At 52.5% G+C, this 26,170-nt stretch carries 24 protein-coding genes and 1 other annotated feature; of the genes, 21 read left to right on the top strand and 3 right to left on the bottom strand.

Annotated elements, in window-relative coordinates:
* Positions 1–3 precede the first annotated feature (3 nt).
* From RT52_RS13735 to RT52_RS13745, 3 genes are read left to right on the top strand one after another with little or no spacing between them, the layout of a single operon-like run.
* Entirely contained in the window at positions 4–1,143 is a 1,140-nt protein-coding gene (locus RT52_RS13735) for a cysteine desulfurase family protein (protein ID WP_034817980.1), read from the top strand.
* Entirely contained in the window at positions 1,140–2,261 is a 1,122-nt protein-coding gene (gene mnmA, locus RT52_RS13740) for a tRNA 2-thiouridine(34) synthase MnmA (protein ID WP_034817981.1), read from the top strand. Before RT52_RS13735 ends, mnmA begins: the two co-directional genes overlap by 4 nt.
* Positions 2,262–2,271: 10 nt before the next feature.
* Positions 2,272–2,931, top strand: a complete 660-nt coding sequence (locus RT52_RS13745) for a tetratricopeptide repeat protein (RefSeq protein ID WP_034817982.1) — start codon at positions 2,272–2,274, stop codon at positions 2,929–2,931.
* Positions 2,932–2,984: 53 nt separating this feature from the next.
* On the opposite strand, the gene RT52_RS13750 is transcribed toward RT52_RS13745, so the two are convergent.
* The gene (locus tag RT52_RS13750) at positions 2,985–3,533 is read right to left on the bottom strand and encodes a VOC family protein (protein ID WP_034809622.1); all 549 of its coding nucleotides are present in this window, start codon (positions 3,531–3,533) and stop codon (positions 2,985–2,987) included.
* Between the two features lie 119 nt (positions 3,534–3,652).
* On the opposite strand from RT52_RS13750, the gene RT52_RS13755 reads away from it, so the two are divergent.
* The 15 genes from RT52_RS13755 to RT52_RS13825 all read left to right on the top strand — a co-directional run bounded on the left by RT52_RS13755 (position 3,653) and on the right by RT52_RS13825 (position 20,246).
* Entirely contained in the window at positions 3,653–4,375 is a 723-nt protein-coding gene (locus RT52_RS13755) for a membrane protein (RefSeq protein WP_034817983.1), read from the top strand.
* A 67-nt stretch (positions 4,376–4,442) separates the two neighbouring features.
* Positions 4,443–6,653, top strand: a complete 2,211-nt coding sequence (gene recD2 / locus RT52_RS13760) for an SF1B family DNA helicase RecD2 (RefSeq protein WP_209325647.1) — start codon at positions 4,443–4,445, stop codon at positions 6,651–6,653.
* A 310-nt stretch (positions 6,654–6,963) separates the two neighbouring features.
* On the top strand, positions 6,964–9,603 hold the full coding sequence (gene alaS, locus RT52_RS13765) for an alanine--tRNA ligase (RefSeq protein WP_034817984.1): 2,640 nt from the start codon (positions 6,964–6,966) through the stop codon (positions 9,601–9,603).
* A 37-nt stretch (positions 9,604–9,640) separates the two neighbouring features.
* Positions 9,641–9,907, top strand: coding sequence for an IreB family regulatory phosphoprotein (locus RT52_RS13770; protein ID WP_024369914.1), 267 nt, complete (start codon positions 9,641–9,643; stop codon positions 9,905–9,907).
* 1 nt (position 9,908) lies between these two features.
* On the top strand, positions 9,909–10,331 hold the full coding sequence (gene ruvX / locus RT52_RS13775; RefSeq protein WP_034817985.1) for a Holliday junction resolvase RuvX: 423 nt from the start codon (positions 9,909–9,911) through the stop codon (positions 10,329–10,331).
* A gap of 13 nt (positions 10,332–10,344) precedes the next feature.
* Positions 10,345–10,641 carry a DUF1292 domain-containing protein gene (locus tag RT52_RS13780; protein WP_024369916.1) on the top strand — a complete coding sequence of 99 codons (297 nt, stop codon included), beginning with the start codon at positions 10,345–10,347 and terminating at the stop codon, positions 10,639–10,641.
* A gap of 70 nt (positions 10,642–10,711) precedes the next feature.
* A complete protein-coding gene (gene mltG, locus RT52_RS13785) occupies positions 10,712–11,854 on the top strand; it encodes an endolytic transglycosylase MltG (RefSeq protein WP_034817986.1) in 1,143 nt (380 codons plus the stop codon).
* A 65-nt stretch (positions 11,855–11,919) separates the two neighbouring features.
* Complete coding sequence (locus RT52_RS13790) at positions 11,920–12,561, top strand: O-methyltransferase (RefSeq protein ID WP_034817987.1); 642 nt, start codon at positions 11,920–11,922, stop codon at positions 12,559–12,561.
* A 16-nt stretch (positions 12,562–12,577) separates the two neighbouring features.
* Positions 12,578–13,213 carry a uridine kinase gene (gene udk / locus RT52_RS13795; protein ID WP_034817988.1) on the top strand — a complete coding sequence of 212 codons (636 nt, stop codon included), beginning with the start codon at positions 12,578–12,580 and terminating at the stop codon, positions 13,211–13,213.
* 66 nt (positions 13,214–13,279) lie between these two features.
* Positions 13,280–13,753, top strand: coding sequence for a transcription elongation factor GreA (gene greA, locus RT52_RS13800; protein ID WP_034817989.1), 474 nt, complete (start codon positions 13,280–13,282; stop codon positions 13,751–13,753).
* 54 nt (positions 13,754–13,807) lie between these two features.
* Positions 13,808–14,512, top strand: coding sequence for a 5'-methylthioadenosine/S-adenosylhomocysteine nucleosidase (gene mtnN, locus RT52_RS13805; protein WP_034817990.1), 705 nt, complete (start codon positions 13,808–13,810; stop codon positions 14,510–14,512).
* A gap of 75 nt (positions 14,513–14,587) precedes the next feature.
* Positions 14,588–15,547, top strand: coding sequence for a beta-ketoacyl-ACP synthase III (locus tag RT52_RS13810; RefSeq protein WP_034817991.1), 960 nt, complete (start codon positions 14,588–14,590; stop codon positions 15,545–15,547).
* On the top strand, positions 15,544–16,776 hold the full coding sequence (gene fabF, locus RT52_RS13815) for a beta-ketoacyl-ACP synthase II (RefSeq protein WP_034817992.1): 1,233 nt from the start codon (positions 15,544–15,546) through the stop codon (positions 16,774–16,776). The genes RT52_RS13810 and fabF overlap by 4 nt, the downstream gene beginning before the upstream one ends.
* Before the next feature lie 66 nt (positions 16,777–16,842).
* Positions 16,843–18,375: a peptide ABC transporter substrate-binding protein gene (locus RT52_RS13820; RefSeq protein ID WP_034817993.1), complete on the top strand. Its 1,533-nt coding sequence runs from the start codon at positions 16,843–16,845 to the stop codon at positions 18,373–18,375.
* Positions 18,376–18,581: 206 nt separating this feature from the next.
* Positions 18,582–20,246 carry a peptide ABC transporter substrate-binding protein gene (locus RT52_RS13825; RefSeq protein WP_034817994.1) on the top strand — a complete coding sequence of 555 codons (1,665 nt, stop codon included), beginning with the start codon at positions 18,582–18,584 and terminating at the stop codon, positions 20,244–20,246.
* Between the two features lie 90 nt (positions 20,247–20,336).
* Here the strand turns inward: RT52_RS13825 and trpS are convergent, their stop codons facing one another.
* Entirely contained in the window at positions 20,337–21,335 is a 999-nt protein-coding gene (trpS, locus tag RT52_RS13830; RefSeq protein ID WP_034817995.1) for a tryptophan--tRNA ligase, read from the bottom strand.
* Positions 21,336–21,382: 47 nt separating this feature from the next.
* Positions 21,383–21,591, bottom strand: a binding site (T-box leader).
* 46 nt (positions 21,592–21,637) lie between these two features.
* The gene (locus tag RT52_RS13835) at positions 21,638–22,006 is read right to left on the bottom strand and encodes a DUF3899 domain-containing protein (protein WP_034809609.1); all 369 of its coding nucleotides are present in this window, start codon (positions 22,004–22,006) and stop codon (positions 21,638–21,640) included.
* Between the two features lie 271 nt (positions 22,007–22,277).
* Between RT52_RS13835 and RT52_RS13840 the strand changes: the two genes are divergently transcribed.
* The 3 genes from RT52_RS13840 to opp3C all read left to right on the top strand — a co-directional run bounded on the left by RT52_RS13840 (position 22,278) and on the right by opp3C (position 26,150).
* Positions 22,278–23,894, top strand: a complete 1,617-nt coding sequence (locus RT52_RS13840) for a peptide ABC transporter substrate-binding protein (protein WP_034817996.1) — start codon at positions 22,278–22,280, stop codon at positions 23,892–23,894.
* Between the two features lie 304 nt (positions 23,895–24,198).
* Positions 24,199–25,125 carry an oligopeptide ABC transporter permease gene (gene opp3b, locus RT52_RS13845; protein WP_034817997.1) on the top strand — a complete coding sequence of 309 codons (927 nt, stop codon included), beginning with the start codon at positions 24,199–24,201 and terminating at the stop codon, positions 25,123–25,125.
* Positions 25,125–26,150: an oligopeptide ABC transporter permease gene (gene opp3C / locus RT52_RS13850; RefSeq protein WP_034817998.1), complete on the top strand. Its 1,026-nt coding sequence runs from the start codon at positions 25,125–25,127 to the stop codon at positions 26,148–26,150. The genes opp3b and opp3C overlap by 1 nt, the downstream gene beginning before the upstream one ends.
* The last annotated feature ends 20 nt before the right edge of the window (positions 26,151–26,170 follow it).

Here is a 26,170-nt window from a genome sequence, read left to right on the forward strand (position 1 = left end):
AAAATGAATTACTTTGATCACGCCGCCACGACCCCGATGCGTCCTGAAGTGCTCGAGGCGATGACGCCATACTTTCTAGAACAATACGGCAACCCGTCGAGCATCCATGGGATCGGACGGACGGCCCGGGCCGCGCTCGACGAGTCACGCCGCACGCTCGCCCGTTTCATCGGGGCGACGCCGAACGAGATCGTGTTCACGTCGGGTGGGACCGAGTCGGACAACTATGCGTTGTTCGGTGCGGCCGAGGCGAATGCGCATAAAGGGAAGCATCTCGTCACGACGAAAGTCGAGCATCACGCCGTCCTCCATGCGATGGAACAGCTTGAGCACGATGGGTTCGACGTGACGTATCTCGACGTCGATTCGACGGGTGCTGTCTCGGTCGAGGCGGTTCGGGCGGCGCTACGGGACGAGACGATTCTCGTCTCCGTCATGTATGGGAACAATGAGGTCGGCACGATTCAACCGATCGCGGAAATCGGTGAGGTGCTACGCGACCACCAAGCGCTCTTCCATACCGACGCTGTCCAAGCACTCGGGACGGAAACGATTGACGTCAAGGCGCTCGGTGTCGATTTATTGTCGGCCTCGGCCCATAAAATCAACGGGCCGAAAGGTATCGGTTTTCTTTTTATGAAAACAGGTGTAAAATTAGCGACGCGTTCTTTTGGTGGCCAACAAGAACGGAAACGTCGAGCCGGCACGGAAAACGTTCCGGGTGCCGTCGGATTCAAAACAGCAGCAGCGCTCATCATGGCCGAGCGTTCAGAGCGGGTGGCCGAGTATCATCAGTTGGCCGAGACGTTGCTTCAGCGTCTCGACCTTCTCGGGGTGGACTATGAGGTGAACGGTGCGAACCGTCTGCCGCATATCGTCAACTTGTACCTACCGGGCATCGACCTCGAACCGTTCCTGATCATGATGGACATGCGCGGCGTCGCCATCTCGAGCGGAAGCGCCTGCACGGCCGGGTCGATTGAACCATCGCACGTCTTGACGGCCATGTTCGGCGCGTCGGAGCGGACGAAACAATCGGTCCGGATCAGTTTCGGACAAGGCAATACGATGCACGACGTGGAGCAACTCGCGGAACGGCTTGCTGATGTCGTCTCGACATTCACGAACGGAGTGAGGAAATGAATTTACGAACGAAAGCCCCTGGAGAGACGACGGTCGTCGTCGGGATGTCAGGCGGCGTCGATTCATCGGTGACGGCCCATCTTTTAAAAGAGCAAGGGTACAACGTCATCGGAATCTTTATGAAAAACTGGGACGACACGGACGAAAACGGTGTGTGTACGGCAACCGAAGACTATGAAGACGTCATCGCCGTGGCGAACCAAATCGGAATCCCGTATTATGCGGTCAATTTCGAGAAAGAATATTGGGACCGCGTGTTCGAATATTTCTTGGCCGAGTATCGTCTTGGCCGGACACCGAACCCGGACGTCATGTGTAACAAGGAAATCAAGTTCAAGGCGTTCCTGGACCATGCACTCCGTCTCGGTGCCGACTTCGTCGCGACGGGCCATTATGCACGCGTCGACTATGTCGACGGTGAACACCGTCTCTTGCGCGGAAAAGACGACAATAAAGACCAAACCTACTTCTTGAACCAGTTGTCCCAAGACCAGCTCGCACGGACGATGTTCCCAATCGGGCATATGGACAAGAAAGACGTCCGCGTCATCGCCGAAGAGGCGGGCCTCGCGACGGCGAAGAAGAAAGACTCGACGGGCATCTGCTTCATCGGCGAGCGGAACTTCAAAGAGTTCCTCTCGGAGTATTTGCCGTCACAACCAGGCGAAATGCAGACGCTCGACGGTGTCGTCAAAGGGCGGCACGACGGGCTCATGTATTACACGCTCGGTCAACGCCATGGTCTCGGCATCGGTGGCGACGGGGACCCGTGGTTCGTCGTCGGCAAGAACGTCGAGGAGAACATTTTGTACGTCGGCCAAGGGTTCCATCACGACGCGCTCTATTCAGACGCGCTCCTCGCCTCGAAACTGTCGTGGACGGGTACCGTTTCAGCAACGGAGTTCCGGGCGACGGCGAAGTTCCGCTACCGTCAACAAGACGTACCGGTGACGATCGCGCCGCTCGAGAACGGCGAAGTGCTCGTCAAGTTCGACGAGCCGCAACGCGCCATCACGCCAGGCCAGGCCGTCGTCTTCTATGACGGCGATATCTGCCTCGGCGGTGCGACGATTGATGAAGCGTATCGATCTGGAAAACGACTCGACTATATCGGATGAGGTGATGACGATGAACGCAAACGAATTAGGCATCCAAGCGATGCAGCAAGGCGAGTTTGAACAAGCGGCGAAGCAGTTCAACGCTGCGATTGAAGCCGCCCCCGCGGACCCGACCGGTTACGTCAACATGGGGACGCTCCTTCAAGCGATCGGGGACCACGAGCGGGCCGTCGTCTTTTACGACAAGGCGCTCGAACTCGACAACGCGTTCGGCGCGGCCCACTACGCGAAAGGCGCACTCGCCTATGAGCTCGAGCAGCTCGACTTGGCCGAGTCGTCACTTCGCCAGGCGCTCCTTGCCGGGATGAACGACGCGGACCTGCACTTCATGCTCGGTTTGACGTACAAGGCGATGGGCGACTTCGTCCGCGCCTTGCCACGTCTGAAGGAAGCGCAAGCACAGTCGCCAGAAGACGTCGAGATTTCGTTCCAGTACGGGCTCGCGCTCGCACAGAACGAACAGCTCGATTTGGCCGTCGAGGCGCTCGAGCACACGCTCGACCTCGACGCGAGCCACACGGACGCGCGCTACAACTTGGCAATCGCCTATGCGTTCCTCGGTGAACAAGACAAGACGTACGCCGAGCTCGAACGTGTGCTCGAATTGCAACCGGACCATGCGCTCGCGTATGACGCGAAAGCGAAAATGGACGAGTTGCTCGGGAATTGAATGCTTAAAAAAGCCTTTGCGAAAAAATCGCAAAGGCTTTTTTCTTTATGGATTCATAATTGCTTCGTCGTGATTTTCACCGGCTCCCCGCCGAACTTCTCATACGCCTCGTCCATATTTTTCGTATACAGCTCGATGACGTTTTTGCTCGGATCTTTGAAGTAAGCGGAGCGTTCTTTCCCGTTGACGGTCTCGTCTTCGTCCCACGTCCGTAATTTCGTCGGGATACCGGAATCGTTTAACACGTCGAGCGCTTGGTCAAACGAGTCCATCGGCACGTAAAACGCGCAGTGGACGTGGGAGCCCCCTTCGTCATACAGCGTCTCCCATTCGGTCACGTCTTGGCGTCGGTTCGCATCTTCTTCTTCCGTGAAGTCGCGCTTTAACCATAGCCCGAGACGCGTGTTACCGCCGACATATAACCACGTCGCCCAAGGCTCGTCTGCATGTTCTTGTGCCTCGCTCGGCTCTGCGTCGTCCCCGACCCACTGTTCGACGACCGGAAGACCGAGTTTGCCGTGCCAAAAGTCGACCGCCTCCGCCATGTCTGTCACTTCTAATACGAGTTCACATAGTCCGGTGATTGGAATCCGTTTCGTCATGCGTCATTCCTCCTTCATAAGGTTCACTCGAACAGTTCCCCGTTTGATTCAACGAAAAACGTGCGTAACCACCTATGCGTTCGGGAAATGGACAAGGAACAATAGGGAGGAGAGACATCATGCGAATCATCAGTCTACTAAGCGTTATCTTATTTTTTGTCGTCGAATGGTTCATGCTCGGGCGCATGTTCACCGCGATTGATAACCGATTGGCGGCCGGAGAATGGACGAATAACGTGTTCTATCGCGTCATCATCGAATCGGAACGGGCGACGGCGACACTTCTCATTTTGTTTGCGACGTTTTTCGTCATCGGACTCCTTATGCATTGGTTACTCTCGACGAATCGGTCGTTTCGACAATCACTCGGTGTCGTCGGCATCGGCTGGACGGTCCCGCTCGCGCTCGCCATCATCGCGTGGATTGTCCCGAACGCATATCTCCAACTCGGGCTACTCGTCTTGCAAATTTCGTTTATTCCACTCATCCCGTTCATCGGCCAAACGTTGCGGCTCGGACACGTCGTCTTGAACTGGGGGATTCACGTCGCGGCGAGCGGGCTCGTCCTGCTCATTCAACGCCCTTCGCTTGAAAAGCTGTTCTGGGTCGAGCGGACCGAGCTGCTCGAACGCTTACAAGGCTACGTCAATACAGGCGAACTGGAACGGTTCGAACGGTTGCTCGAACGAGTCGATGTGGCCCAACTCGAACGGCTCTTCAGTACGGTCGACGTTGACCAGCTCGAGCGGCTGTTGAATCGGGTCGACATCGACCAGTTGATCCGCCTCCTCGAACGGGTCAATCTCAATCAGCTTGAGCAAATCCTGAACTTGTTTAGTTAGGCGATTTGTTCTCCTCTTCCGAATCGGGCTATAATGGGGGATGGAAAACTAGCTGGGGGTGGCTCACATGATGGCAGCACCTTACGAGTTGACAGGAAAAGTCATCCGCGTCCTGTTTCAATCGGAAGAAGAAGCGCACACGATCGCGCTTGTACGTATAAAAGAAAAAAACTTTGAGACCGACGAGACCGAGATGGTCATCGCCGGGGTCGGTGTCGGAATCGAGAAGGGCGAGACGTATAAGGCGCACGGCCGTCTCGTCGATCATCCACGGTTCGGTAAACAGATGAAGGCGGATTGGATTCGCCGCGTCGTCCCGATGACGAAACGAGCGGCCGTCCGCTTTTTGACGAACGGTTCGTTCCCGGGCATCGGGCAAAAGACGGCGCAAAAGATCGCCGACACGCTCGGTGACGACTGCATCGACCAAATCGTCAAACATCCGAGCGTCCTCTCGAACGTCGACGGATTGAAAGAGAAACAAGCCCGTGTCATCACGGAACGGTTGAACGTCTTGTATGGCGTCGACCAATTGCTGTTGTTCTTGGCCCCGTTCGATGTGACGCCACGGCTCGCCTCGAAGATTCATAAAGAATATGAAGGTCGGGCGATGGAGACGATTGAGAAGAACCCTTATGCGCTCATGTACGATGTGCCAGGGATTGGTTTCAAGACGGCCGACGCCATCGCGGCACATTTTGGCATTCAAGGCATCCATCCGGAGCGGATCGCCGCCGCCGTCTTGTACGTGCTCGAGCTCGAGCAAGGGAACGGGCACTTGTTCGTCACGTCTGAACAGCTCCACCGTGAGATGCCGCGCATCATCGGGGGGGACCCGGGCGATGCGCTCGTATCCGCGCTCGAGACGCTCGCCCAAGACGAACGCATCATCGTTGAAGATGGGGTCGTCTACCATCCGCGCGTCTATCGGGCCGAACGAAAGGCGGCCGAAGAACTTGCCCGCATCATGTCGACCTCGACGACAGAAGACGTCGATATGGCGACAATTTTCGATGCCGTCGGTCGCGTCGAGGAGATGTTCTCCATCGAGTACGCGAAACAACAGCGCGAGGCAATCGAGCTCGCGTTGAAATCACCGCTTATGGTGCTTACCGGCGGACCGGGAACGGGGAAGACGACGGTCGTGCGCGGGATTATTCACGCGCTGAGCGACGTCTTCGACTGGAAACTTGAACCGGTACCGAACCAGCCGTTCCCGTTCGTCCTCGCCGCACCGACCGGACGGGCCGCGAAACGGCTCAGTGAATCGACCGGGCTCCCGGCTTCGACGATTCACCGGTTGTTAAAGTTCGATGGCAGTTCGTTCCAAGTCGATGACACGAACCCGCTCGTCGGGAAAGTGCTCATCGTCGACGAGGCGTCGATGATTGACATCTTCTTGTTCCGGAGCCTGCTCCGGGCCGTGCCGAACGGGATGAAGATTCTTTTCGTCGGTGACCGCGACCAACTCCCTTCGGTCGGGCCTGGTCAAGTGCTCGCCGATTTGATGTCGACCGACGGCATCCCGGTCGTCCGTCTCGATGTCGTCCATCGGCAGGCGTCCGAATCGAGCATCCTCCGTTTGGCGCATGCGCTCAACGCGAAAAAGATGCCAGACGACTTACTGGCGGCGCTCCCGGACCGGCGCTTCTATACGGCGAACCAAGAGACGGCGCTCCAAGCGATCTGTCAGATGGCCGGGGCTGCACTCCGAAAAGGCTATTCGCCGTTTGATATCCAGATTCTCGCGCCGACGTATCGTGGCGTCTGCGGCATCGATGGACTGAACGAAGCGCTTCAAAACGTGTTCAATCCGAAGTCGGCGGCGAGGGAAGTGAAGCACGGGAACCGGACGTATCGGAACGGGGACAAAGTGCTCCAGCTCGTCAATAACGCCGAGGAGAACGTCTATAATGGGGACATCGGGGAAATCACAAACATCTTTTATGCGAAAGAGAACGTCGACAAGGTCGATAAGATTTACATCCGCTTCGACCAAATCGAAGTCGAGTACAATCGGAGCGAATGGGACCAGTTCACCCACGCCTACGCCATCACGATTCATAAATCGCAAGGATCCGAGTTCCCGATCGTCCTCATGCCCGTGTTCTTCAACGGCGGGTTCCGTTCGTCGCGTAACTTGATTTACACGGCCGTCACGCGCGCGAAGAAGAGTTTGCTCTTGTTCGGCGACGTTCGCGCACTCGAGGCGGCGACACGGGAAGAAGAGCCGGTGCGTCGAACAAAGCTTGTCGAGCGGCTCGGCGGCAAGTCTTGACGAACGCTTGAACACGTGTGATAATGACGAATAGAAAAACTGAAACGATTAAAGACGATGAAAGAACCGAGTACGTCGTCACCGCCTCATCAGAGACATCTTCCTAGGCTGCGAGAAGATGGGGGTCGGCCGACCGAAGCTAGTCTGGAGTCCCCACTCATCCTGGGCGCCTCATCCACGTTATCGGATGTTCGAGGCACGGCTTTGCCGTGCGAACGAGGGTGGTACCACGAAGCGATGCTTTCGTCCCTTTCCATAGGGATGGACATCGCTTTTTTTTCGTTTCGTTCAGAATAAGGAGGAATTGTTAATGAAACCGCTCAAACCATTAACTGGCGCACAGATTCGCCAAATGTATTTAGATTTCTTCAAATCAAAAGGACATTCGGTCGAACCGAGCGCTTCGCTCGTACCGGTAGAGGATCCGACGCTGCTTTGGATCAACTCGGGCGTCGCGACGCTTAAAAAATACTTCGATGGTCGCGTCATTCCAGCCAATCCGCGTATCGTCAACGCACAGAAGTCGATTCGCACGAACGACATCGAGAACGTCGGGAAGACGGCACGTCACCATACGTTCTTTGAGATGCTCGGAAACTTCTCGGTCGGGGAGTACTTCCGTGAAGACGCCATCAAATGGGGTTGGGAGCTCCTCACGAGCGACGAGTGGTACGGGCTCGACCCGGACCGTCTGTCTGTGACGATTCACCCGGACGATGCCGAGTCTAAACAAATTTGGTTAAGCTTAGGTGTACCGGCAGACCGCATCATCCCGCTCGAAGACAACTTCTGGGAAATCGGGGAAGGCCCGTCTGGCCCGAACACGGAGATCTTCTTCGACCGCGGCCCTTCGTTCGGTGACGACCCGACCGACCCGGAACTCTACCCAGGCGGCGAGAACGAGCGCTACCTTGAAATTTGGAACATCGTCTTCAGTCAGTTTAACCATGACGGGCATGGCAACTATACCGAGCTCCCACGGAAAAACATTGATACGGGGATGGGTCTTGAGCGAATGGCTTGCGTCATGCAAGACGTGCCGACGAACTTCGACACAGACCTGTTTATGCCGATTATTCGCGAGACAGAGAAAATCAGCGGCGAGACGTATCGTGCTGACAGCAGTAAAGACGTGGCGTTCAAAGTCATAGCCGACCATATCCGGACCGTATCGTTCGCGATCGGGGATGGTGCGCTTCCATCGAACGAAGGCCGTGGCTACGTGCTCCGTCGTCTCCTCCGTCGTGCCGTTCGTTACGCGAAGATGCTCGGAATCGAGCGTCCGTTCATGTACGAGCTCGTCGACGTCGTTGGGGACATCATGGTCGACTTCTACCCTGAGGTCCGTGAGAAGAAAGACTTCATCAAGAAAGTCGTCAAAAACGAAGAAGAACGGTTCCACGAGACGCTTCATGACGGTCTTGCCATCTTGAATGAAGTCGCGAAAGCGCAAAAAGCGGCAGGTTCGAACGTCATTAGCGGTGAAGACGCGTTCCGTCTTTACGACACGTACGGCTTCCCGCTCGAGTTGACGATTGAATACGCGGAAGACCATAACCTCTCCGTTGATGAGGACGGTTTTAAACAGGCGATGAACGCACAGCGTGAGCGTGCCCGTATGGCGCGAGCCGATGTCGAGTCGATGCAAATCCAATCGGGTGTACTCGCCGATATCACGCTCGATTCTTCGTTTATCGGTTACACGAATCTCGGCACAGAGGCGAAGATCGTCAGCTTGATTCATGACGGAGAACTCGTCGATGTCGTCGCGGCCGGAGAAGAAGCACAAGTCATTCTCGACCAGACGCCATTTTACGCAGAGAGCGGCGGTCAAATCGGGGATAAAGGTCAAATTGTCGGGTCGGACTTCGTCCTTCACGTCAAAGACGTCTCAAAAGCACCGAACGGTCAAAACTTGCATACGGTCACGGTCACGTCGGGCATCGCTAAGGCGGAAGTCGCGGTGACGGCAACGGTAGACAAAGACGCACGCCAAGCGATTATTAAAAACCACACAGCGACACACTTGTTGCATCGTGCATTGAAAGATACGCTCGGTGAGCACGTCAATCAAGCCGGATCACTCGTGACGGCGGACCGACTCCGCTTTGACTTCTCGCACTTCGGTCAAGTGACGGCAGAAGAGCTTCAGACGATTGAACGTCAAGTGAACGAACGCATTTGGGCATCGATTGGTGTTGACATCGAAGAGATGAACATCGCTGACGCGAAAGCGAAAGGCGCGATGGCGCTCTTCGGGGAGAAGTACGGGGACGTTGTCCGCGTCGTTGCGGCCGGAGATTCGGTAGAGCTTTGCGGTGGCTGTCATGTCGGCAATACTGCAGAAATCGGACTGTTCAAAATCTTGTCGGAGTCAGGCATCGGCGCTGGTACGCGACGGATTGAGGCCGTTACAGGAGCGGGTGCATACGAAGTGATGAACCAGCAAATCGAGACGCTCGAGTCGGCAGCAAAACTGCTTAAGACAAAACCGCTTGAAGTGCCGTCACGTGTCCAGGCGCTCCAAGCCGAGTTGAAAGACGTGGAACGGGCGAACGAGTCGCTGAAAGCAAAACTTGCGAACATCGAAGCCGCGTCACTCACAGATGCACTTGAAACGATCCAAGGGGTCCAGTTGATTGCCAAACGCGTCGACGGGCAAGATATGGACGCACTCCGCGGCATGGTCGATGAGTTGAAAGGGAAACTCGGTTCAGCTGTCATCATCCTCGGCTCAGCGAATGGGGATAAAGTCAACCTCGTCGCCGGTGTGACGAAAGACTTGAACGAACGTGGCTTCCACGCAGGGAAACTGATTAAAGAAGTCGCGACACGTTGCGGCGGCGGCGGCGGCGGTCGACCGGATATGGCACAAGCCGGAGGCCGGGATGCGACAAAACTCGATGAAGCATTGAAGTTTGCTTCACATTACGTCGAATCACTGGCATAATAGAATGTGAAGTGCAAACGGAAAGAGGTGGATTCTTGTGAGCCAAATGGATCGCACGATGCAATTCAATTTTCCAGAAGATGATAATCGAGCCAACACGCGGGAAACACTGATCACCGTGTATAAAGCCCTCGAGGAAAAAGGCTACCAACCGATCAATCAAATCGTCGGATATTTGTTGTCAGGTGACCCTGCCTACATCCCACGTCATAACGATGCGCGAAACTTAATTCGCAAAATCGAACGAGATGAACTGCTCGAAGAGCTGGTCAAATCGTATTTGAACGATCGTAGAGAGGATTAATATGAAGCGAGTCATGGGGCTCGATGTCGGATCGAAGACGATTGGGGTCGCCGTGAGCGACCTCATGGGCTGGACGGCGCAAGGTGTGGAGACGGTCTATTGGACTGAACCGGACTTTGACGAAGCCGTCCGGGTGCTCCGGCCCATCATCGAGCAGTACGATGTGAAAGAAGTCGTTGTCGGTCTCCCGAAGAACATGAATGGGACGATCGGGCCACGAGGCGAGGCGTCAGAGGCGTTTGCCGCTGCCCTTACCGAGGCGACGGGCTTACCGACGATTCTCGTCGATGAGCGCCTGACGACGATGCAAGCGGAACGGATGCTCATTTCGGCAGACGTCAGCCGCAAAAAGAGAAAAGCGGTCATCGATAAGATGGCAGCGGTCATGATTTTACAAAATTACCTGGATCGTTCAGGGAAATAAGGAGGAATTACTCATGGCAGAAATCCGTCGTGAAGAAGAAATGTACCGTATTCCAGATGAAAATGGAGACGAGCATTTGTTTGCAGAAATTTTCCGGATGACGAGCGATCGTTCGAAGAAGACGTTTGTCGTTCTCGAGCCGGTCGGTAACCCGGAGACAGAAGATGAAGATACAATCGAAGTATACGCGTTTGAAATCGAAGAACTTGAAGATGGTGAGTTCATCTTGAAGCTCGTCGAAGACGATGATGACTTCGAAGAAGTGATGGAAGCATTCGACATCGTTAATGACGAAGTCGGTTTAGACTAATACGTGGACGGGCGGCTAGGGGGAACCCTCGTCGCCCATCTTCATAAAAGAAGAACAGGGGAGAATATGCATGAACTATCCATCGATGTCAGATGAGAAGCGTGCACGAAGCCGGATCGTTCGTCGCATCACGGTGATTATCCTTGCTGTCTTTCTTCTTGTCATCGCCACCGGTGCTGCTGTCTCGTACGCATTCGTAAAACGGTCACTTGAGCCCGTGGACCCGTCATCGACTGAGATGGTCGAAGTCGAGGTGCCACTCGGTGCAGGCTCAGGGTACATTGGCGAACTACTCGAAGAGAACGGACTTGTGAGGAATAGCACGATTTTCCGTCTTTACACACGGTTTAAAAATGAATCATCGTTCCAAGCGGGGACGTATACGTTATCCCCGTCACAGTCGCTTGACGAGATGATTGCAACGCTGAAGACCGGCAAAGTGATCGTCGTTCCAGATATCAAATTGACCATTCCAGAAGGGTTCACAATCGACCAAGTCATCAAACGGCTGGCGAGCGTCGCCGAAATTCCGGAAGAAGAGATTTCAGCTCAGCTGAGCGATAAAGAGTATATCGCATCACTTGTCGCGGAACACGAAATGTTGACTGACGAAGTATTAGCGGATGGCATCTATCATCCTTTAGAAGGCTATTTGTTCCCAGCGACGTATGAGTTCGATAAAGGGGTCACGCTCACGCAAATCATCGATGAGATGTTGAAACCGACCGAACAGCTCTATAACGAGAACAAAGCGGCGCTTGAAGCAGCGGGACGGACGTTCCATGAGACGCTCGCCCTCGCGTCGGTCGTCGAGAAAGAAGCCGTTTCGACGGAGGACCGTCAAGAGATTGCCGGTGTGTTTGAAAACCGTCTAGCGGACGGGATGCGACTTCAGTCGGATCCGACCGTTTGGTATGGGACAGGCGAAACGTCAATCTTCACATCGTTTAACGACCTTCAAAACGATTCGCTGTACAACACGTACAAATACGCCGGCATCCCGATCGGTCCAATCGCATCGGTCAGCCGTGACGCGTTCGCCGCGACGCTGAATCCGAACGACACGGAAAACTTCTACTTCTATGCACGGCCGCCTCGTGAAGGATTCCCGAACGGCGAAGTATTGTTCGAAGTGACGTACGAGGAACATCAACAAAACGTCAACCAATACCGTCCAGAATGGGAAGCGTTTGAAGCAGCAAACAACAATTGATGGCAACGACCGGAAGCATTCGCTTCCGGTCGTTTGAATGAATAGAGAGGTAGAGGTGTCAGAAAGTGGAACATGCATCCTATGAAGGCTATGTGGAACAGTTGGTCACGCCTCGGTCGCCGCTCTTAGCGGAGATGGAGGAATTCGCCCGCATCCACCATGTGCCGATCATGGACTTGACCGGGTCTGAAGTGTTGTTGTCGCTCCTTGCGATGCAACGACCAGCCCGAATTCTTGAAGTCGGGACGGCCATCGGCTATTCTGCCATTCGGATGGCGGAATTGTTGCCCGAGGCTGAAATCGTCACAATCGAACGGAACGCGCGTCGCCATGAGGAGGCGTTGTCGTTCATCGAGCGTTCTAATGTGAAAGACCGAATCACGGTGATCCATGGAGATGCCGTCGAGTTGATTGGTTCGGTCGAAGGCCCGTTCGACGCCGTGTTCATCGACGCGGCAAAAGGACAGTATCAAAAGTTTTTCGATGGGTATGGCGCTTTAGTACCGATTGGTGGTACGATTTACAGCGATAATTTATTTTTGCGAGGGGATGTTCTGCTCGAAGACGTGTCGGTGCTTGACCGGCGCCGTCGCAGGCTCGTCCGCCTTGTGAAAGAGTTTACTGAGCAATTGATGGCACGGACCGATTATCATACTGCAATTTTGCCCCTTGGTGATGGCCTAGCAATCAGTCGTAAATTACGATGAGGAGGATTCAACTTTGATGCAACATAAACCCGTCATTATCGGCGTGGCCGGGGGGACCGGATCAGGAAAAACGACCGTTGCCCGCGCGCTCGTGGATGCGTTCAAAGGACAATCGGTCGTCATGATCGAGCAAGACGCATACTATAAGGATCAATCGGAGATGACGATGGAGGAACGGTATAAGACGAACTATGATCATCCGTTCGCTTTCGACAACGATTTATTGATTGAACACATTCAACAGTTACAAGAACATCAGGCCATCGAGAAGCCGGTTTATGACTATGCGGCCCACACGCGCTCGGACAAGACGATTTTGATCGAACCGGTCGACGTCGTGATCGTCGAAGGGATCTTGGCGCTTGAGGATGAACGTCTTCGTGATTTGATGGATATTAAAGTGTTCGTCGATACTGATGCCGATGTCCGTATCTTACGCCGGATGCAACGCGACTTGAATGAGCGGGGGCGCTCGATTGACTCGGTCGTCGCCCAGTATACAAATGTCGTCCGCCCGATGCACTTACAGTTTTGTGAGCCGACGAAGCGTTATGCGGATATCATCGTCCCAGAAGGCGGGGAGAACTTTGTCGCCATCGATCTACTCGTGACGAAGATTCGATGGGTACTCACCGAGCGTAATCGCGCTTAATAAATAAATCGTTTTCAATTTATGCCTAGCTGTAATATACTAGGAGACAATGAAGGAGTGACAGAAATGGCTGAAAAACAACATTACATGACGTTAGACGGAAAAGCGAAAATCGAGAATGAATTGAACGAACTGAAGACGGTACGCCGTAAAGAAGTCGTTGAAAATATTAAAATCGCACGTGACTTCGGCGATTTGTCGGAGAACGCTGAGTACGACGCTGCAAAAGAAGAACAAGCGATGGTCGAAGGTCGAATCGCGCAACTTGAAGAGATGCTCCGTAACGCGGTCATCATTCAAGACGATGCGGCAGACAACTCGATGGTTGCTATCGGGAAAACGGTAACGTTCTTCATCCAAGAAGACAACGAAGATGAGACATACACAATCGTCGGTGGAGCCGAGGCAGACCCGTTCACTGGGAAAATCTCGAACGAATCACCAATCGCGAAAGCGCTCCTTGGCCGTACGGTCGGCGACGTCGTGAACGTACAAACACCAGGTGGCGACATGGTCGTCGAAATCAAAGAAATCAAGTAATCCAAACGAGCGACATCCATCCGGACGTCGCTCTCTTTCTGAGGAGGAATCAGTATGAAAATCGGAATTATTGGTGCGATGGAAGAAGAAGTGAACTTGCTTCGTAACGAGTTGACAGAGCGTACGGATACAGAGATTGCGAACTACCACTTTTATGAAGGGTACCTTGGTAATGTCGAGGTCGTCATCTTAAAGTCAGGCATCGGAAAAGTGAATGCCGCGATTGGTACGACGTTGTTGATTGATAAGTTTAAGCCGGACGTGGTCATTAACACCGGTTCAGCTGGTGGATTTAAAAAGGGAATGAAAGTCGGGGATGTCGTCGTCTCAACCGAAGTGCGTCATCACGATGTCGACGTGACTGCGTTTGGTTACGAGTACGGACAAGTCCCGGGCATGCCAGCAGCGTATCCGGCGGATGCACGACTCATGGACGTCTGTAAAGAAGTCATTGAAAACTTACCGGACGTGAACGTACATACCGGACTCATCGTGACAGGGGATTCGTTCATCAACGATTCGAAACGTGTCGCTGAGATTCTCGGGCATTTTGACGGTGTTGCCGCCGTCGAGATGGAAGCTGCCCCGATCGCCCAGACGTGTTATCAATTCGGTGTCCCGTTCGTCGTCACGCGTTCGATCTCGGATAGTGCTGACGAGGAAGCGAACTTGTCGTTTGATGAATTTTTAGAAACGGCTTCGATTAACTCTGCGAAAATGGTCATGGCCGTGACGAAACGACTCGGTCAAAGCGAATAATTGAGAGGGATGCGTTGACATCCCTTTTTTATTCCCTTATATTAGTACCAGATACTAAGAATAGGGGTCATCATTATGAACATTGGAATCATCGGCATCGGTTCGTTCCTTCCGACGAACCGTGTCACGAACGTCGATTTGGAAAAACGAATGGATACGAGCGACGAATGGATTCGGACCCGGACGGGGATTGAAGCGAGACACTTGGCCGATTCGGATTTGACGGTAGCCGACATGGCCACCCACGCAGCGAAACGTGCACTTAAGAGCGCGGGCGTATCCATTGAAGACATCGACGCCATCGTCTGCGCGACCGCGACTGCACCGTCCTTCCCGGCGACCGCCTGTCTCGTCCAAGCAAACCTTGGCGCTAAGGGCGCCGTCGCATTCGACGTGAGCGCCGCTTGTAGCGGATTCATCTTTGCACTCGATACGGCGAAGAGCTTGATGGCATCAAAAGGCTTTAAAAAGACTCTCGTCATCGGAGCCGAGAAGATGGGCAATCTCATCGATTGGGACGATCGATCGACGGCCGTCTTGTTCGGAGACGGGGCCGGTGCCGTCGTCTTAGGCGAGGACGAGGTCGCCTCGGTCGACTCCATCATTCTCGGCAGCGACGGGACGGGTGGGAAGTATTTATATGAGAACGACGAAGGCAAAATTGTTATGAACGGTCGCGAAGTGTTCAAGTTCGCCGTCCGTAAAATGCCAGACATCGTCGTCGAGGCGCTCGAACAGGCCGGCAAGACGATTCAAGATATGGACGTGCTCGTCCCGCACCAAGCGAACCGCCGCATCATCGAGGCGGCGATCGAGCGGTTAGGGCTAGCTGAAGAGAAGGTCGTCGTCACAATTCAAGACCATGCGAACACGTCGGCCGCCTCAATCCCGCTCGCACTTGCCGAAGCGGTAAAGAGTGGAAAGGTTCAGGCCGGTCAGACGGTCGTCATCGCCGGCTTCGGTGCCGGGCTCACTTGGGGAGCGAGCTGTTTAACTTGGAATAAAGCAAACATCACGGAGGAGATTAGGACATGAAACGAGTAGTCATTACAGGGTTAGGTGTTGTATCACCGCTAGGCAACGACGTTAACGAGATGTGGGAACGGTTATTAAATGGGGATAACGCCGTTGACACGTTGACAAAAATCGATATCGACCAATATCCGGCGAAAGTCGGGGCCGAAGTCAAATCGTGTGACATCAGTCATTTGGTGGAACCAAAAGAGATTCGCAAAATGGACTCGTTCATTCAATACTCGTTATTAGCCGCTGACGCTGCCCATAAGGATAGCGGACTCGACGTGGCGTCGATTCCGAACCAAGTTGGAACGTGGATTGGAAGCGGGATCGGTGGAGTCGAGACGATCGACAAGCAAGCGGCCGTCCTGCACGAGCGCGGACCACGTCGGATCAGCCCGTTCTTCATCCCGATGATGATTCCAAATATGGCGAGCGGCCAAGTCTCAATCTATCTCGGAGCAAAAGGACCGAGCAACTGTTCGGTCACGGCATGTGCCTCTGGAACGAACTCAATCGGAGAAGCGTTCCGCGTCATCCAGCGTGGGGATGCCCTCGCGATGTTTGCCGGTGGTGCCGAAGCGCCGATCACACCGCTCTCGTTCGCAGGATTCTGTGCGAACAAAGCCCTCTCGACGAATCCGGATCCACAGACGGCGTGCCGTCCGTTCGATGAAAACCGTGATGGCTTCATCATGGGTGAAGGTGCTGGCGTACTCGTTCTCGAGGAATATGAGCACGCGAAAGCACGTGGTGCGAAGATTTATGCGGAAGTTGTCGGTTACGGCATGAGCTCGGACGCTTACCATATCACGGCTCCGTCACCGGAAGCCGAGGGCGGTTCGAAAGCGATGAGTGAGGCATTGCGTGATGCGGGCATTCGCCCTGAAGACGTTCAATACATCAACGCCCATGGCACGAGCACACCACTCAACGACATGCTCGAAACGAAAGCGATTCGGAATGTGTTCGGGGAACACGCCGACAAGCTCGCGGTCAACTCGTCGAAATCGATGATTGGACATTTGCTCGGTGGGGCCGGCGGTGTCGAAGCCGTCATCACCGCGCTATCGATTCACGAAGGCAAGATTCACCCAACGATCAACTGTGCCTCACCAGCACCAGATTGTGACCTCGACTACGTTCGAGAAGGAAATCGGGAACTTGACATCCAGTATGCACTCAGCAACTCACTTGGCTTCGGGGGCCATAACGCGACGCTCGCGTTCGCAAAAGTGACAGACTAATACTAGAAAATTGTTACAGAAACGGTTAGGGTATAAGGGTTGGACTAACAGAGAGGAGAATGCGTGATGAAACGACTTTTCATCGGTGCCGCCTTGTTAGCTTCAGTCCTTATCCTTTTTTTCATTGTATGGAACGGACGGCAAGACGCGGCACGAGAACTAGCACCGCCTGAAGAACAAATCGTGACGATTTATGGCGAGACGCTTCCAGAGCAACCGAACGTGTTGCTCGCGATCGACCCGAGTTCACAGACGATTTTATCGCATTTATATGAAGGATTGTATCGCTTCGGGAAAGATGGAACAGTCGAACCGGGACTCGTGGAAGAGATGACACGTTCAGACGACGGTTCGGTGTATACGTTTAAACTGAAAACGAGTCAGACGTTAAACGGGGAAACTATCACGGCCGAGACGTTCGTCAATCATTTTCGGACGCTTGCCGATGACGACACGAATTCGCCGTTCAGTTTCTTCTTAGAAGATGTCGTGAACGGGAAAGCGGTCAGCCTCGGCACGGCAGAGCCGGAGACGCTCGGCGTGACGGCGATCGATGATTCGACACTTGAAGTGACTCTCGAGCGACCGATGGAAGGGTTCGAGGAAATACTCGCCATGCCGGCCTTCTTGCCACAGCCGGCGATTGGTGAATGGACTGCGCTTGACGGCAATGGCCCGTTCCATATCGAGTCGATGGACGCGGCACAAGTGACGCTCGTGAAAAATGAGAACTATCACGCGGCAGAGGACGTCACGATCGAACGCGTCGTCGTCCGAACGGAAACGGCGCTCGCGACTGAAACGAACGGGATGCATCCTGTCCCGTATGGAACCGATGAGGCCGATCTCGAGTCATGGGAAGGGAAACTCGTCGACATCCCGCGTAGCGGCATCTTCTATTTGAAGCCAAACGTCGAAGAGTATCCGTTCGACGATGTGGAATTTAGACGGAGCCTTGCTCTCGCCGTCGATCGGGAGGCGATTTCACCGAAACTCGCCCGGGCCGAACGAACGACTGAACGCTTGCTCGTCATCGATGAGACGGAAGCGAACACGACCGTTGATGGAGAAGCGGCCGAGACGTTCGAGTCCGTGAAGGAACGGTTGCAGCAAGAAACGATTGAGATTGAGCTTCTCAGTTTCGTCGATGATGAAGCAAGACAAATTGCCCAGTCCATCAAACAAAATCTTGAGCAACTCGATGAGCTCATCGTCAACATCGTCGAACTTCCGCTCGGCGAGAAAGTTAGGAAAGAAGTCGCAGGGGACTATGCGATTTCGTTATCCGGGTGGCAGCCAGATTATCCGTCGCTCCGTGCTTATTTAACCCAGTTCGAGACGGACAACGTGTTAAATTCGAGCGGCTATGCAGACGACACGTTCGACCGACTGATGACAGAAGCGCAGGCGACCGAGTCGAAACAAGCACGCGACGAAGCGTATCGTCAAGCCGAACGACACTTGCTTGAACAAGCCGTCGTTATTCCAATCTATCAAGCTGGAAGAACGTATGCCGTCGATGACCAATATGAGGAAATCGGTTTTCCAGTCATCGGTCCTTCGTACGTCCTACATTTTTCGAAAGTATATAAAAAATGAGCCAAAAGCCCGCTATTCTAGGCGGGCTTTTCGACTATGGTAAAAATTTTTTAGAAAAATCAAAATAAACACTTTGCAAAATTATCAGAATATTGTATTATTGCTTCAACGGGATTTTGGTAGCAAATTTTGTAAAGCAGTAAAATGACTGAATTTTCTACCATCGTTCATTCTGTTAAACCGATAAAAATCAGGGGGTCATCGCAATGAATAAGAAAAAAGGTTTTGCTTTAGCAACGTCAGTAACGCTCATCTCGAGTGCGTTTCTAGCAGCTTGCTCGGGTGGGGACGACACAACAACGGACACAGGTTCAAACGGATCTGGTTCAGAAGGTACGCCGGATGAAGCGCAAGTCCTCAACTTGCTCGAAGGTTCAGATATTCCTTCACTTAACCCGACGCTCGCTACTGACTCAGTATCGTTTAACGTATTGAACAACGTTATGGAAGGTCTTTACCGCATGGATGAGAACGACGATCCAACACCGGGTATGGCTGAAGACGTCGACATTTCTGAAGATGGTTTGACGTACACGTTCAAAATCCGTGAAGGCGCAACTTGGTCAAACGGAGAGCCTGTAACGGCAAACGACTTCGAATACGGTTGGAAAGAAGTGCTTAACCCAGACAACGGGTCACAATATGCTTACGTAATGTCAGTCATCGAAGGCGCTGAAGCGTATAACACAGGCGAAGGCGAGCGTGACGCTGTCGGTGTCACAGCTGTCGACGAGCAAACACTTGAAGTTAAATTGACAGCTCCGGCTGACTACTTCCTCGGCCTCACAAGCTTCGGCGTATTCATGCCTAAACTTGAGTCGTTCGACCAAGAGCAAGGTGAGAACCTCGGTACGTCTGTCGAGACGACAATCTACAACGGACCGTTCAAACTCGAAAGTTGGGAGCGCGAGCAAGGCTGGAAAATGGTTAAAAACGAAGAGTATTGGGATGCTGAAGCAGTCAAACTTGAGGAAATCAACTTCCGCGTCGTAAAAGAAGTCCAAACGGGCGTTAACTTGTACGAGAACGGTGACGTTGACCGCACTGGCTTGACTTCTGAGCTCGTTGCCCAGTTCCAAGACAGCGAAGACTTCTCAACTGTCGTCGAACCTACACTCTTCTACCTCCAATTCAACTCGGCTGTAGAAGCGCTTGACAACCAAAACATCCGTAACGCGATCGATCGCGCATACGATAAAGCAGCTATCTCAGAGACGCTCCTCGCGAACGGATCGATTCCTGCAAACTATCTCGTACCGAAAGACTTCGTAACAGGTCCTGACGGCAACGACTTCCGCGACATCAACGGAGACATCGGTGGCTACAACGTGGAAGAAGCACAACAACTTTGGGAAGCTGGTCTTGAAGAACTCGGTACAGACACAGTTGAACTTGAGTTCTTGAACTATGACTCAGAAGTTGCGAAGCAAATCGGTGAGTTCATCAAAGGTGAGCTCGAGAAGAACCTCGAAGGTATGACTGTTACAATCAAGCAACAGCCGTTCAATAACAAACTTGAACTTGAAAGCGCTGGCGATTTCGAAATGTCATTCGCTGGTTGGGGACCTGACTACCAGGATCCAATGACGTTCGTTGACCTCTTCGTCACTGACGGACCATACAACCGTGGTAAATGGTCGAACGAAGAGTTCGATGCACTCATCGAATCTGCGAAATCAAGCACAGATGCTGAACAGCGTTGGGCTGACCTCGCGGCAGCAGAGAAAATCGTTCTTGAAGAGAGCGCAATCTCACCAGTTTACCAACGTGGATCGGCTCGCCTCACGAAGCCATACGTGAAAGACATCGTTGAACACGCGTTCGGCGCTGACTACTCGTACAAGTGGGCATCGATCGAAGGCAAAGAATAATCAAACGTTTTCAAAAGAGAGACAGGGACGCCTGCCTCTCTTTTTTATGCATGAAAATAACCGTCACCATGATGTTGGTGACGGTTTTGGTTACTTCACTTTGGCGCGTTTGCGGCTGAGCCCCATCGCTTTCTCGATTTTCGCGAGGTTCTTGTTGGCGACGGCTTCGGCTTTCTCACGGCCGGCATCCAAGATGGCGTCGAGTTCGGCTGAATCAACGAGCTCATAATAGCGGGCTTGAATCGGTTCGAGCAACGACACGACCGCTTCGGCGACGTCTTGTTTGAACGTGCCGTAGTTCGAGTCTTTATACTTTTCGACGAGTTCATCGATCGGCGTGTCTGTTGCGAGCGAGTAAATCTCGAGCAAGTTCGAGATGCCCGGCTTATTCTCGCGGTCGAAACTAATGACACCGCTCGAATCGGTCACGGCACTCTTGATTTTTTTACGGATGACGTTCGGCTCATCGAGCATCGAGATATAGCCTTTTGCGTTCGCATCAGACTTTGACATCTTCTTCACCGGATTCGTCAAGCTCATGATGCGGGCGCCTTCTTTTTGAATGAGCGGCTCCGGAATCGTGAACGTCTCATAGTAGCGTTTATTGAACCGCTCCGCCAAATCGCGCGTCAGCTCGACATGTTGCTTTTGATCATCGCCGACCGGGACGAGCTCGGTCCCGTACAGGAGGATGTCCGCTGCCATGAGTGTCGGATAGATGAAGAGCCCCGCTCCGACGTTATCGCCGCCTTGCGATTTGTCTTTATATTGCGTCATCCGTCCGAGTTCGCCCATGCCAGAAATACACGTCAACATCCAGCCGAGCTGGGCGTGCGCTTTCACTTCCGATTGAACGAAAATCGTCGCTTTCTCCGGGTCGAGCCCGCACGCGAGATAGAGCGCTGCGAGTTTTCGTGTGTTGTCCATCAATTCGAGACGGTCAAGCGGGACGGTGATGGAGTGAAGATCGACGACGCAGTAAAATGCGTCATGCTCGTCTTGAAGATCGACGAACTGTTTCATCGCCCCTAAGTAGTTACCGAGCGTGACGACGCCGGTCGGTTTAATGCCTGAAAAGATTTTTGCCATGATTGCACCTCCAAAGAATATAAAAAACCGCGGTCTCCCGCCCGAAAAATCGGGACGAATAACCGCGGTGCCACCCAAATTTGCATGCTTCCATGCCACTTGAACGCGTTAACGGGCGTGAGCCGTCTCGCCATACTCAAATTTCAGGCGAACCATTCCAAAGTCCATTCAACCGAATCGCTTCCATCTACTCGCAGCAACGTAGACTCTCTGGGGGAAGGGGGCTCGATTTACTTGTCTTCTTCATCATGTTTTTCTAGATGCTGTCTTCAGTTTAGCATAAGGTTGAAAAGACGGGAAGGTCAAACGAACGATAGGACATACGACAAGATGACGGCGGCGATCCCGACCAAGATCCAACGTCGGGCGCTCTGTTTCCGCTCGGTCCGTTCTTCTGGTGTCACTTCCTCGTCTTCCTCATAGTCAGGGTCGATTTCTTTCAGTTTGGCCCGACGATTTCGTTTGAACCCGTACATGAACCCGTCGAATAAACCGGATGCCCCCATCTCAGAGAACATGCCGATCGCGAAGACGATCATCCCACCGACGAACAGCCCGCCACTGATGTGGAACAAAAACGTCTCCGGTCGATAATACGATGCGTACGACCAAATCGTATAGCCAATTGTGACAATTCCCAAAACGATTAATATCGCTCTAAACTTTTTCAATGTGTCAAACTCCTTTCAACGTGAAGCGTCGAACACGACTTCACCCTACATGGCTCTATGATACCTGTTGATGTGACGTTATGGCGAGAGTGAAGTTCAGAAAAATATTATGGTTCATCAATTAGTTGACAGTTAGATTAAAAATTTTTTACAATAGCCCTAACGTTCTTTCGTCGGATACTTTATGAAATATTCAGAAAATTAAAGAAAAAGTAAGATGTTGCATCCGGCGATACGCTAACTACATAGATTCTGAAAGGGGACAATTACGATGAAGAAAAAATCGATTTTGCTCATGATGACGCTCATCTTGGTACTCGGTTCAGTACTCGCCGCCTGCTCGACTGGCGGAGACTCTGACGGCGGTTCGTCTTCGAACGGAGAAAAAGTACTTCGTTTGACGGATACGTCTGACATCACGACGGCCGACCCGGCCTTGGCAACGGATGCGGTCGCATTCAATTTGATCGCCAACACGATGGAGGGCCTCTACCGCTTAGACAAAGACGGTCAAGCCGTACCAGCGATGGCAGCAGGCGAGCCGGAATTGAATGAAGACGAGACAGTTTACACGTTCACGCTCCGCGATGCGGAGTGGTCAAACGGTGAGCCGGTCACAGCGAACGACTTCGTTTACGCATGGCAGCGCGCCGTCGACCCGGAGACAGGGTCACAGTACGCCTACATCATGAACACGATTAAAAATGCAGAGGCGATTAACGCGGGCGACCTTCCAAAAGAAGATCTCGGTGTGCAAGCAATCGATGAGAAGACGCTTGAAGTCACACTTGAGCGTCCAGACCCATCGTTCATCTCGCTCACGTCGTTCGGTACGTTCACGCCGATCAACGAAACGTTCGCGACTGAACAAGGTGAAAACTTCGCGACGAACGTCGACAACCTCCTTTACAACGGTCCGTTCACATGGTCTGAATGGAACCGTGAACAAGGTTACGTTTTAACGAAAAACGATACGTATTGGGATAACGCCAACGTCGCGCTCGACAAGGTCGACGTCCGTGTCGTCAAAGAGACATCAACGGTCGTCAACTTGTACGAAGCAGGGGAAGTCGATTACGCTGGCCTCGCTTCTGAACAAGTCGCGGCTTTCCAAGACAGTGAAGACTTCAACACGGGACTCCGTTCGGCAGTCGGCTACTTCAAGTTCAACCACGAGGACGAAGTATTCGCTGATGTGAACGCCCGTAAAGCGGTCGCGCGTGCTGTTGATCCGGCCGGAATCATCGACCAGCTCTTGAACAACGGTTCGATTGCCACGACGTCGTTCATCCCGAAAGACTTCATCAAATATGAAGACGGCACGGATTACACGGAAGGGCTTCAATACTTCGAAACGAATACAGACGAAGCGGCATCACTTTGGGAAGAAGCGACTGGCGGCGAAGAGATGACGATTGAACTGCTTTCATTCGACTCAGAAGTTTCAAAACAGATCTCGGAGTACATGAAAGACCAAATCGAGACGAACTTGCCAGGCGTGACGGTCACAATCGCGCAACAGCCGTTCAACAACAAGTTGGAGCGCGAAGCGAGCGGGGACTACCAGATGTCATTCGCCCTTTGGGGACCTGATTACCAAGATCCGCTTACAAACCTCGGCATCTTCACGTCGAACAACGGTCAAAACGACATCAACTACAGCTCAGCCGATTACGACCGTCTCATCGACGAAGCATCAGCTGAAACGTCAATCGATGCACGTTACGACAAGTTCAAAGAAGCAGAACAACTCTTGATCGAGCAAGACCAAGCGATCATGCCGATTTATCAAGCCGGCGTCGCGTACTTGATTCGTCCAAACGTTGAAAACTTCAACCGTCAACTATTCGGTGCTGACTATCAGTACAAATACGTCGACATCAATTAAAGAACGTGGGGGCATGCAAACGCATGTCCCCCGTTTTCTAAAAAAAAATCGGAATTGAGAGAAAATACTATTCAAATGTTTTGTTGGTAAAGTATAATGTAGTAACAGTGAAAATTCAGAATACTTCACAAAGTTTGATATTTTGGGTTTTCATGTGCTGTACTAAGAGCCTTGAGATGACGTTTGACCTATTCTTTCAGAAAATTCCTTTCATTTTGTGAATTCAAGAATAGGGAAATATGTCATAGTGATGCTGTTGGTGCAAGCATAGACATATATTTAGAAAAACAGGGGGTTTTTATTTATGGGACGTTATCTTTTGCAGCGGCTGACTTACGGCCTCATCACGTTCTTCTTGATTGCGACGTTCACATTTTTCCTGATGGACCTGTTACCAGGGTCACCGTATCAAAACCAGGAAAAGCTGACGGAAACGCAAATCCAAATCTTAAACGATCGTTACGGACTTAACGATCCGCTTCCAGTTCGTTATGCGACGTACATGGGGAACCTTGTACAAGGTGACCTCGGCGTGTCGTTCCGTACGGCCAACCGGCCAGTGACGGACTTGATCATGGAACGGATCGGACCATCGGCACAACTCGGTCTCCAAGCGTTGATTCTTGGAACACTTGGTGGGCTCTTACTTGGTATTTTGGCAGCGATTCGTCATAACACGATTGCGGACTATGGTGCGATGTTTGTATCTGTAATCGGGATTTCTGTCCCATCGTTCGTCTTTGCAGCCCTCCTACAGTACTATGTAGGTGTAAAATGGGGCATTTTGCCTGTCGCTTTCTGGGACACGCCTGCCCATACGATTTTACCAACAATCTCGTTGTCGCTCGGTGTAACGGCTTCGATTGCCCGTTTCGTCCGGACAGAGATGCTTGAAGTCACCGGACAAGACTACGTCACGCTCGCGAAAGCGAAAGGGTTGACGGGAAATGCGATCGTGTGGAAGCACATGGTGCGTAACGCGATTATCCCGGCGATCACGATCCTCGGACCGATGACGGCCGCCTTGTTGACGGGTACGTTTGTCATCGAGCGGATCTTCTCAGTTCCTGGACTCGGTGAGTTGTTTGTTACGTCGATTACGTTGAATGACTATTCGGTCATCATGGGTACGACCCTCTTCTTCTCGGCGATCTTCATCTTAATTATTTTGCTCGTCGACTTGCTCTACGGAGTTGTTGACCCACGTATTCGTCTTGGGGGGGATAACTGATGATTGAAAATAAAAAGAATTACGAGCAGTTCGACCAAGACATGTTCCAACCGGTTGAAATGAACGAACAGCTCGCAGAACGGATTGCAGGGAAAAGTTTGAACTTCTGGCAAGATGCATGGATGCGCCTAAAGAAAAACAAAGCCGCCATCCTCTCGCTTTCAATTATTTTGATTTTAGTATTGCTCGCCTTGTTCGGGCCGATGATGTCGGGCCGTGACGCGTATTCACAAAACATCGCGCAAGCGAAACTTCCGCCAAAAGTCACAGGACTTGAATGGGCCGGATTCGACGGGATGGCGACGTTAGGTGGCCGCGATATCAACTTCTATGAACAAAAGAACGTCGAAGAAAACTATTGGTTCGGAACGGACTATCTCGGCCGTGATCTTTGGTCACGTGTATGGGAAGGGACGCGCATCTCACTCTTCATCGGTCTCGTCGCTGCCATCATCGATACGATTATCGGTGTGGCGTATGGTGGGGTCTCGGCTTACTTCGGTGGCCGTGTCGATAACATCATGCAACGGATCGTTGAGATTTTGACAGGTGTACCGAACTTGATCTTGATTATCTTGTTCATTTTGATCTTTGACCCTGGGGTGTTCACCATCATCTTGGCGATGACGATCACCGGCTGGATCGGGATGAGTCGACTCGTCCGTGGACAGATTTTGAAACTGAAAAACCAAGAGTTTGTTTTGGCTGCGCGTACACTCGGTGCCTCAAGTAACCGTTTGATTTTCAAACACTTGATCCCGAACACGCTCGGTGCGATTATCATCACGCTCATGTTTACGATTCCTGCCGCCATCTTCTTCGAGGCGTTCCTCAGCTTCATCGGGATCGGACTTCAACCGCCGCAAGCGTCACTTGGTACGTTGATTAACGATGGGTACAAAGAGCTACGGACATTCCCGTACCTTCTCGTCGTACCATCGACCATCATCGTCTTGCTCATGGTCAGCTTCAACTTGCTCGCCGACGGCTTGCGTGATGCGTTCGACCCGAAAATGCGTAAATAATTCAGAAAGAGGGGGACTCG

Source organism: Exiguobacterium alkaliphilum 12/1 (genome assembly GCF_000714435.1).
Taxonomy (GTDB): Bacteria; Bacillota; Bacilli; order Exiguobacteriales; family Exiguobacteriaceae; genus Exiguobacterium; species Exiguobacterium alkaliphilum.

Coding starts and splice junctions, on each gene's coding strand:
- trpS (WP_034817995.1), bottom strand. CDS start 21,335: ATGGCAAAAATCTTTTCAGGCATTAAACCGACCGGCGTCGTCACGCTC.
- fabF (WP_034817992.1), top strand. CDS start 15,544: ATGAAACGAGTAGTCATTACAGGGTTAGGTGTTGTATCACCGCTAGGC.
- RT52_RS13810 (WP_034817991.1), top strand. CDS start 14,588: ATGAACATTGGAATCATCGGCATCGGTTCGTTCCTTCCGACGAACCGT.
- RT52_RS13735 (WP_034817980.1), top strand. CDS start 4: ATGAATTACTTTGATCACGCCGCCACGACCCCGATGCGTCCTGAAGTG.
- RT52_RS13745 (WP_034817982.1), top strand. CDS start 2,272: ATGAACGCAAACGAATTAGGCATCCAAGCGATGCAGCAAGGCGAGTTT.
- mtnN (WP_034817990.1), top strand. CDS start 13,808: ATGAAAATCGGAATTATTGGTGCGATGGAAGAAGAAGTGAACTTGCTT.
- alaS (WP_034817984.1), top strand. CDS start 6,964: ATGAAACCGCTCAAACCATTAACTGGCGCACAGATTCGCCAAATGTAT.
- RT52_RS13750 (WP_034809622.1), bottom strand. CDS start 3,533: ATGACGAAACGGATTCCAATCACCGGACTATGTGAACTCGTATTAGAA.
- opp3C (WP_034817998.1), top strand. CDS start 25,125: ATGATTGAAAATAAAAAGAATTACGAGCAGTTCGACCAAGACATGTTC.
- RT52_RS13840 (WP_034817996.1), top strand. CDS start 22,278: ATGAAGAAAAAATCGATTTTGCTCATGATGACGCTCATCTTGGTACTC.
- ruvX (WP_034817985.1), top strand. CDS start 9,909: ATGAAGCGAGTCATGGGGCTCGATGTCGGATCGAAGACGATTGGGGTC.
- RT52_RS13820 (WP_034817993.1), top strand. CDS start 16,843: ATGAAACGACTTTTCATCGGTGCCGCCTTGTTAGCTTCAGTCCTTATC.
- RT52_RS13780 (WP_024369916.1), top strand. CDS start 10,345: ATGGCAGAAATCCGTCGTGAAGAAGAAATGTACCGTATTCCAGATGAA.
- mnmA (WP_034817981.1), top strand. CDS start 1,140: ATGAATTTACGAACGAAAGCCCCTGGAGAGACGACGGTCGTCGTCGGG.
- mltG (WP_034817986.1), top strand. CDS start 10,712: ATGAACTATCCATCGATGTCAGATGAGAAGCGTGCACGAAGCCGGATC.
- RT52_RS13825 (WP_034817994.1), top strand. CDS start 18,582: ATGAATAAGAAAAAAGGTTTTGCTTTAGCAACGTCAGTAACGCTCATC.
- greA (WP_034817989.1), top strand. CDS start 13,280: ATGGCTGAAAAACAACATTACATGACGTTAGACGGAAAAGCGAAAATC.
- RT52_RS13755 (WP_034817983.1), top strand. CDS start 3,653: ATGCGAATCATCAGTCTACTAAGCGTTATCTTATTTTTTGTCGTCGAA.
- udk (WP_034817988.1), top strand. CDS start 12,578: ATGCAACATAAACCCGTCATTATCGGCGTGGCCGGGGGGACCGGATCA.
- recD2 (WP_209325647.1), top strand. CDS start 4,443: ATGATGGCAGCACCTTACGAGTTGACAGGAAAAGTCATCCGCGTCCTG.
- opp3b (WP_034817997.1), top strand. CDS start 24,199: ATGGGACGTTATCTTTTGCAGCGGCTGACTTACGGCCTCATCACGTTC.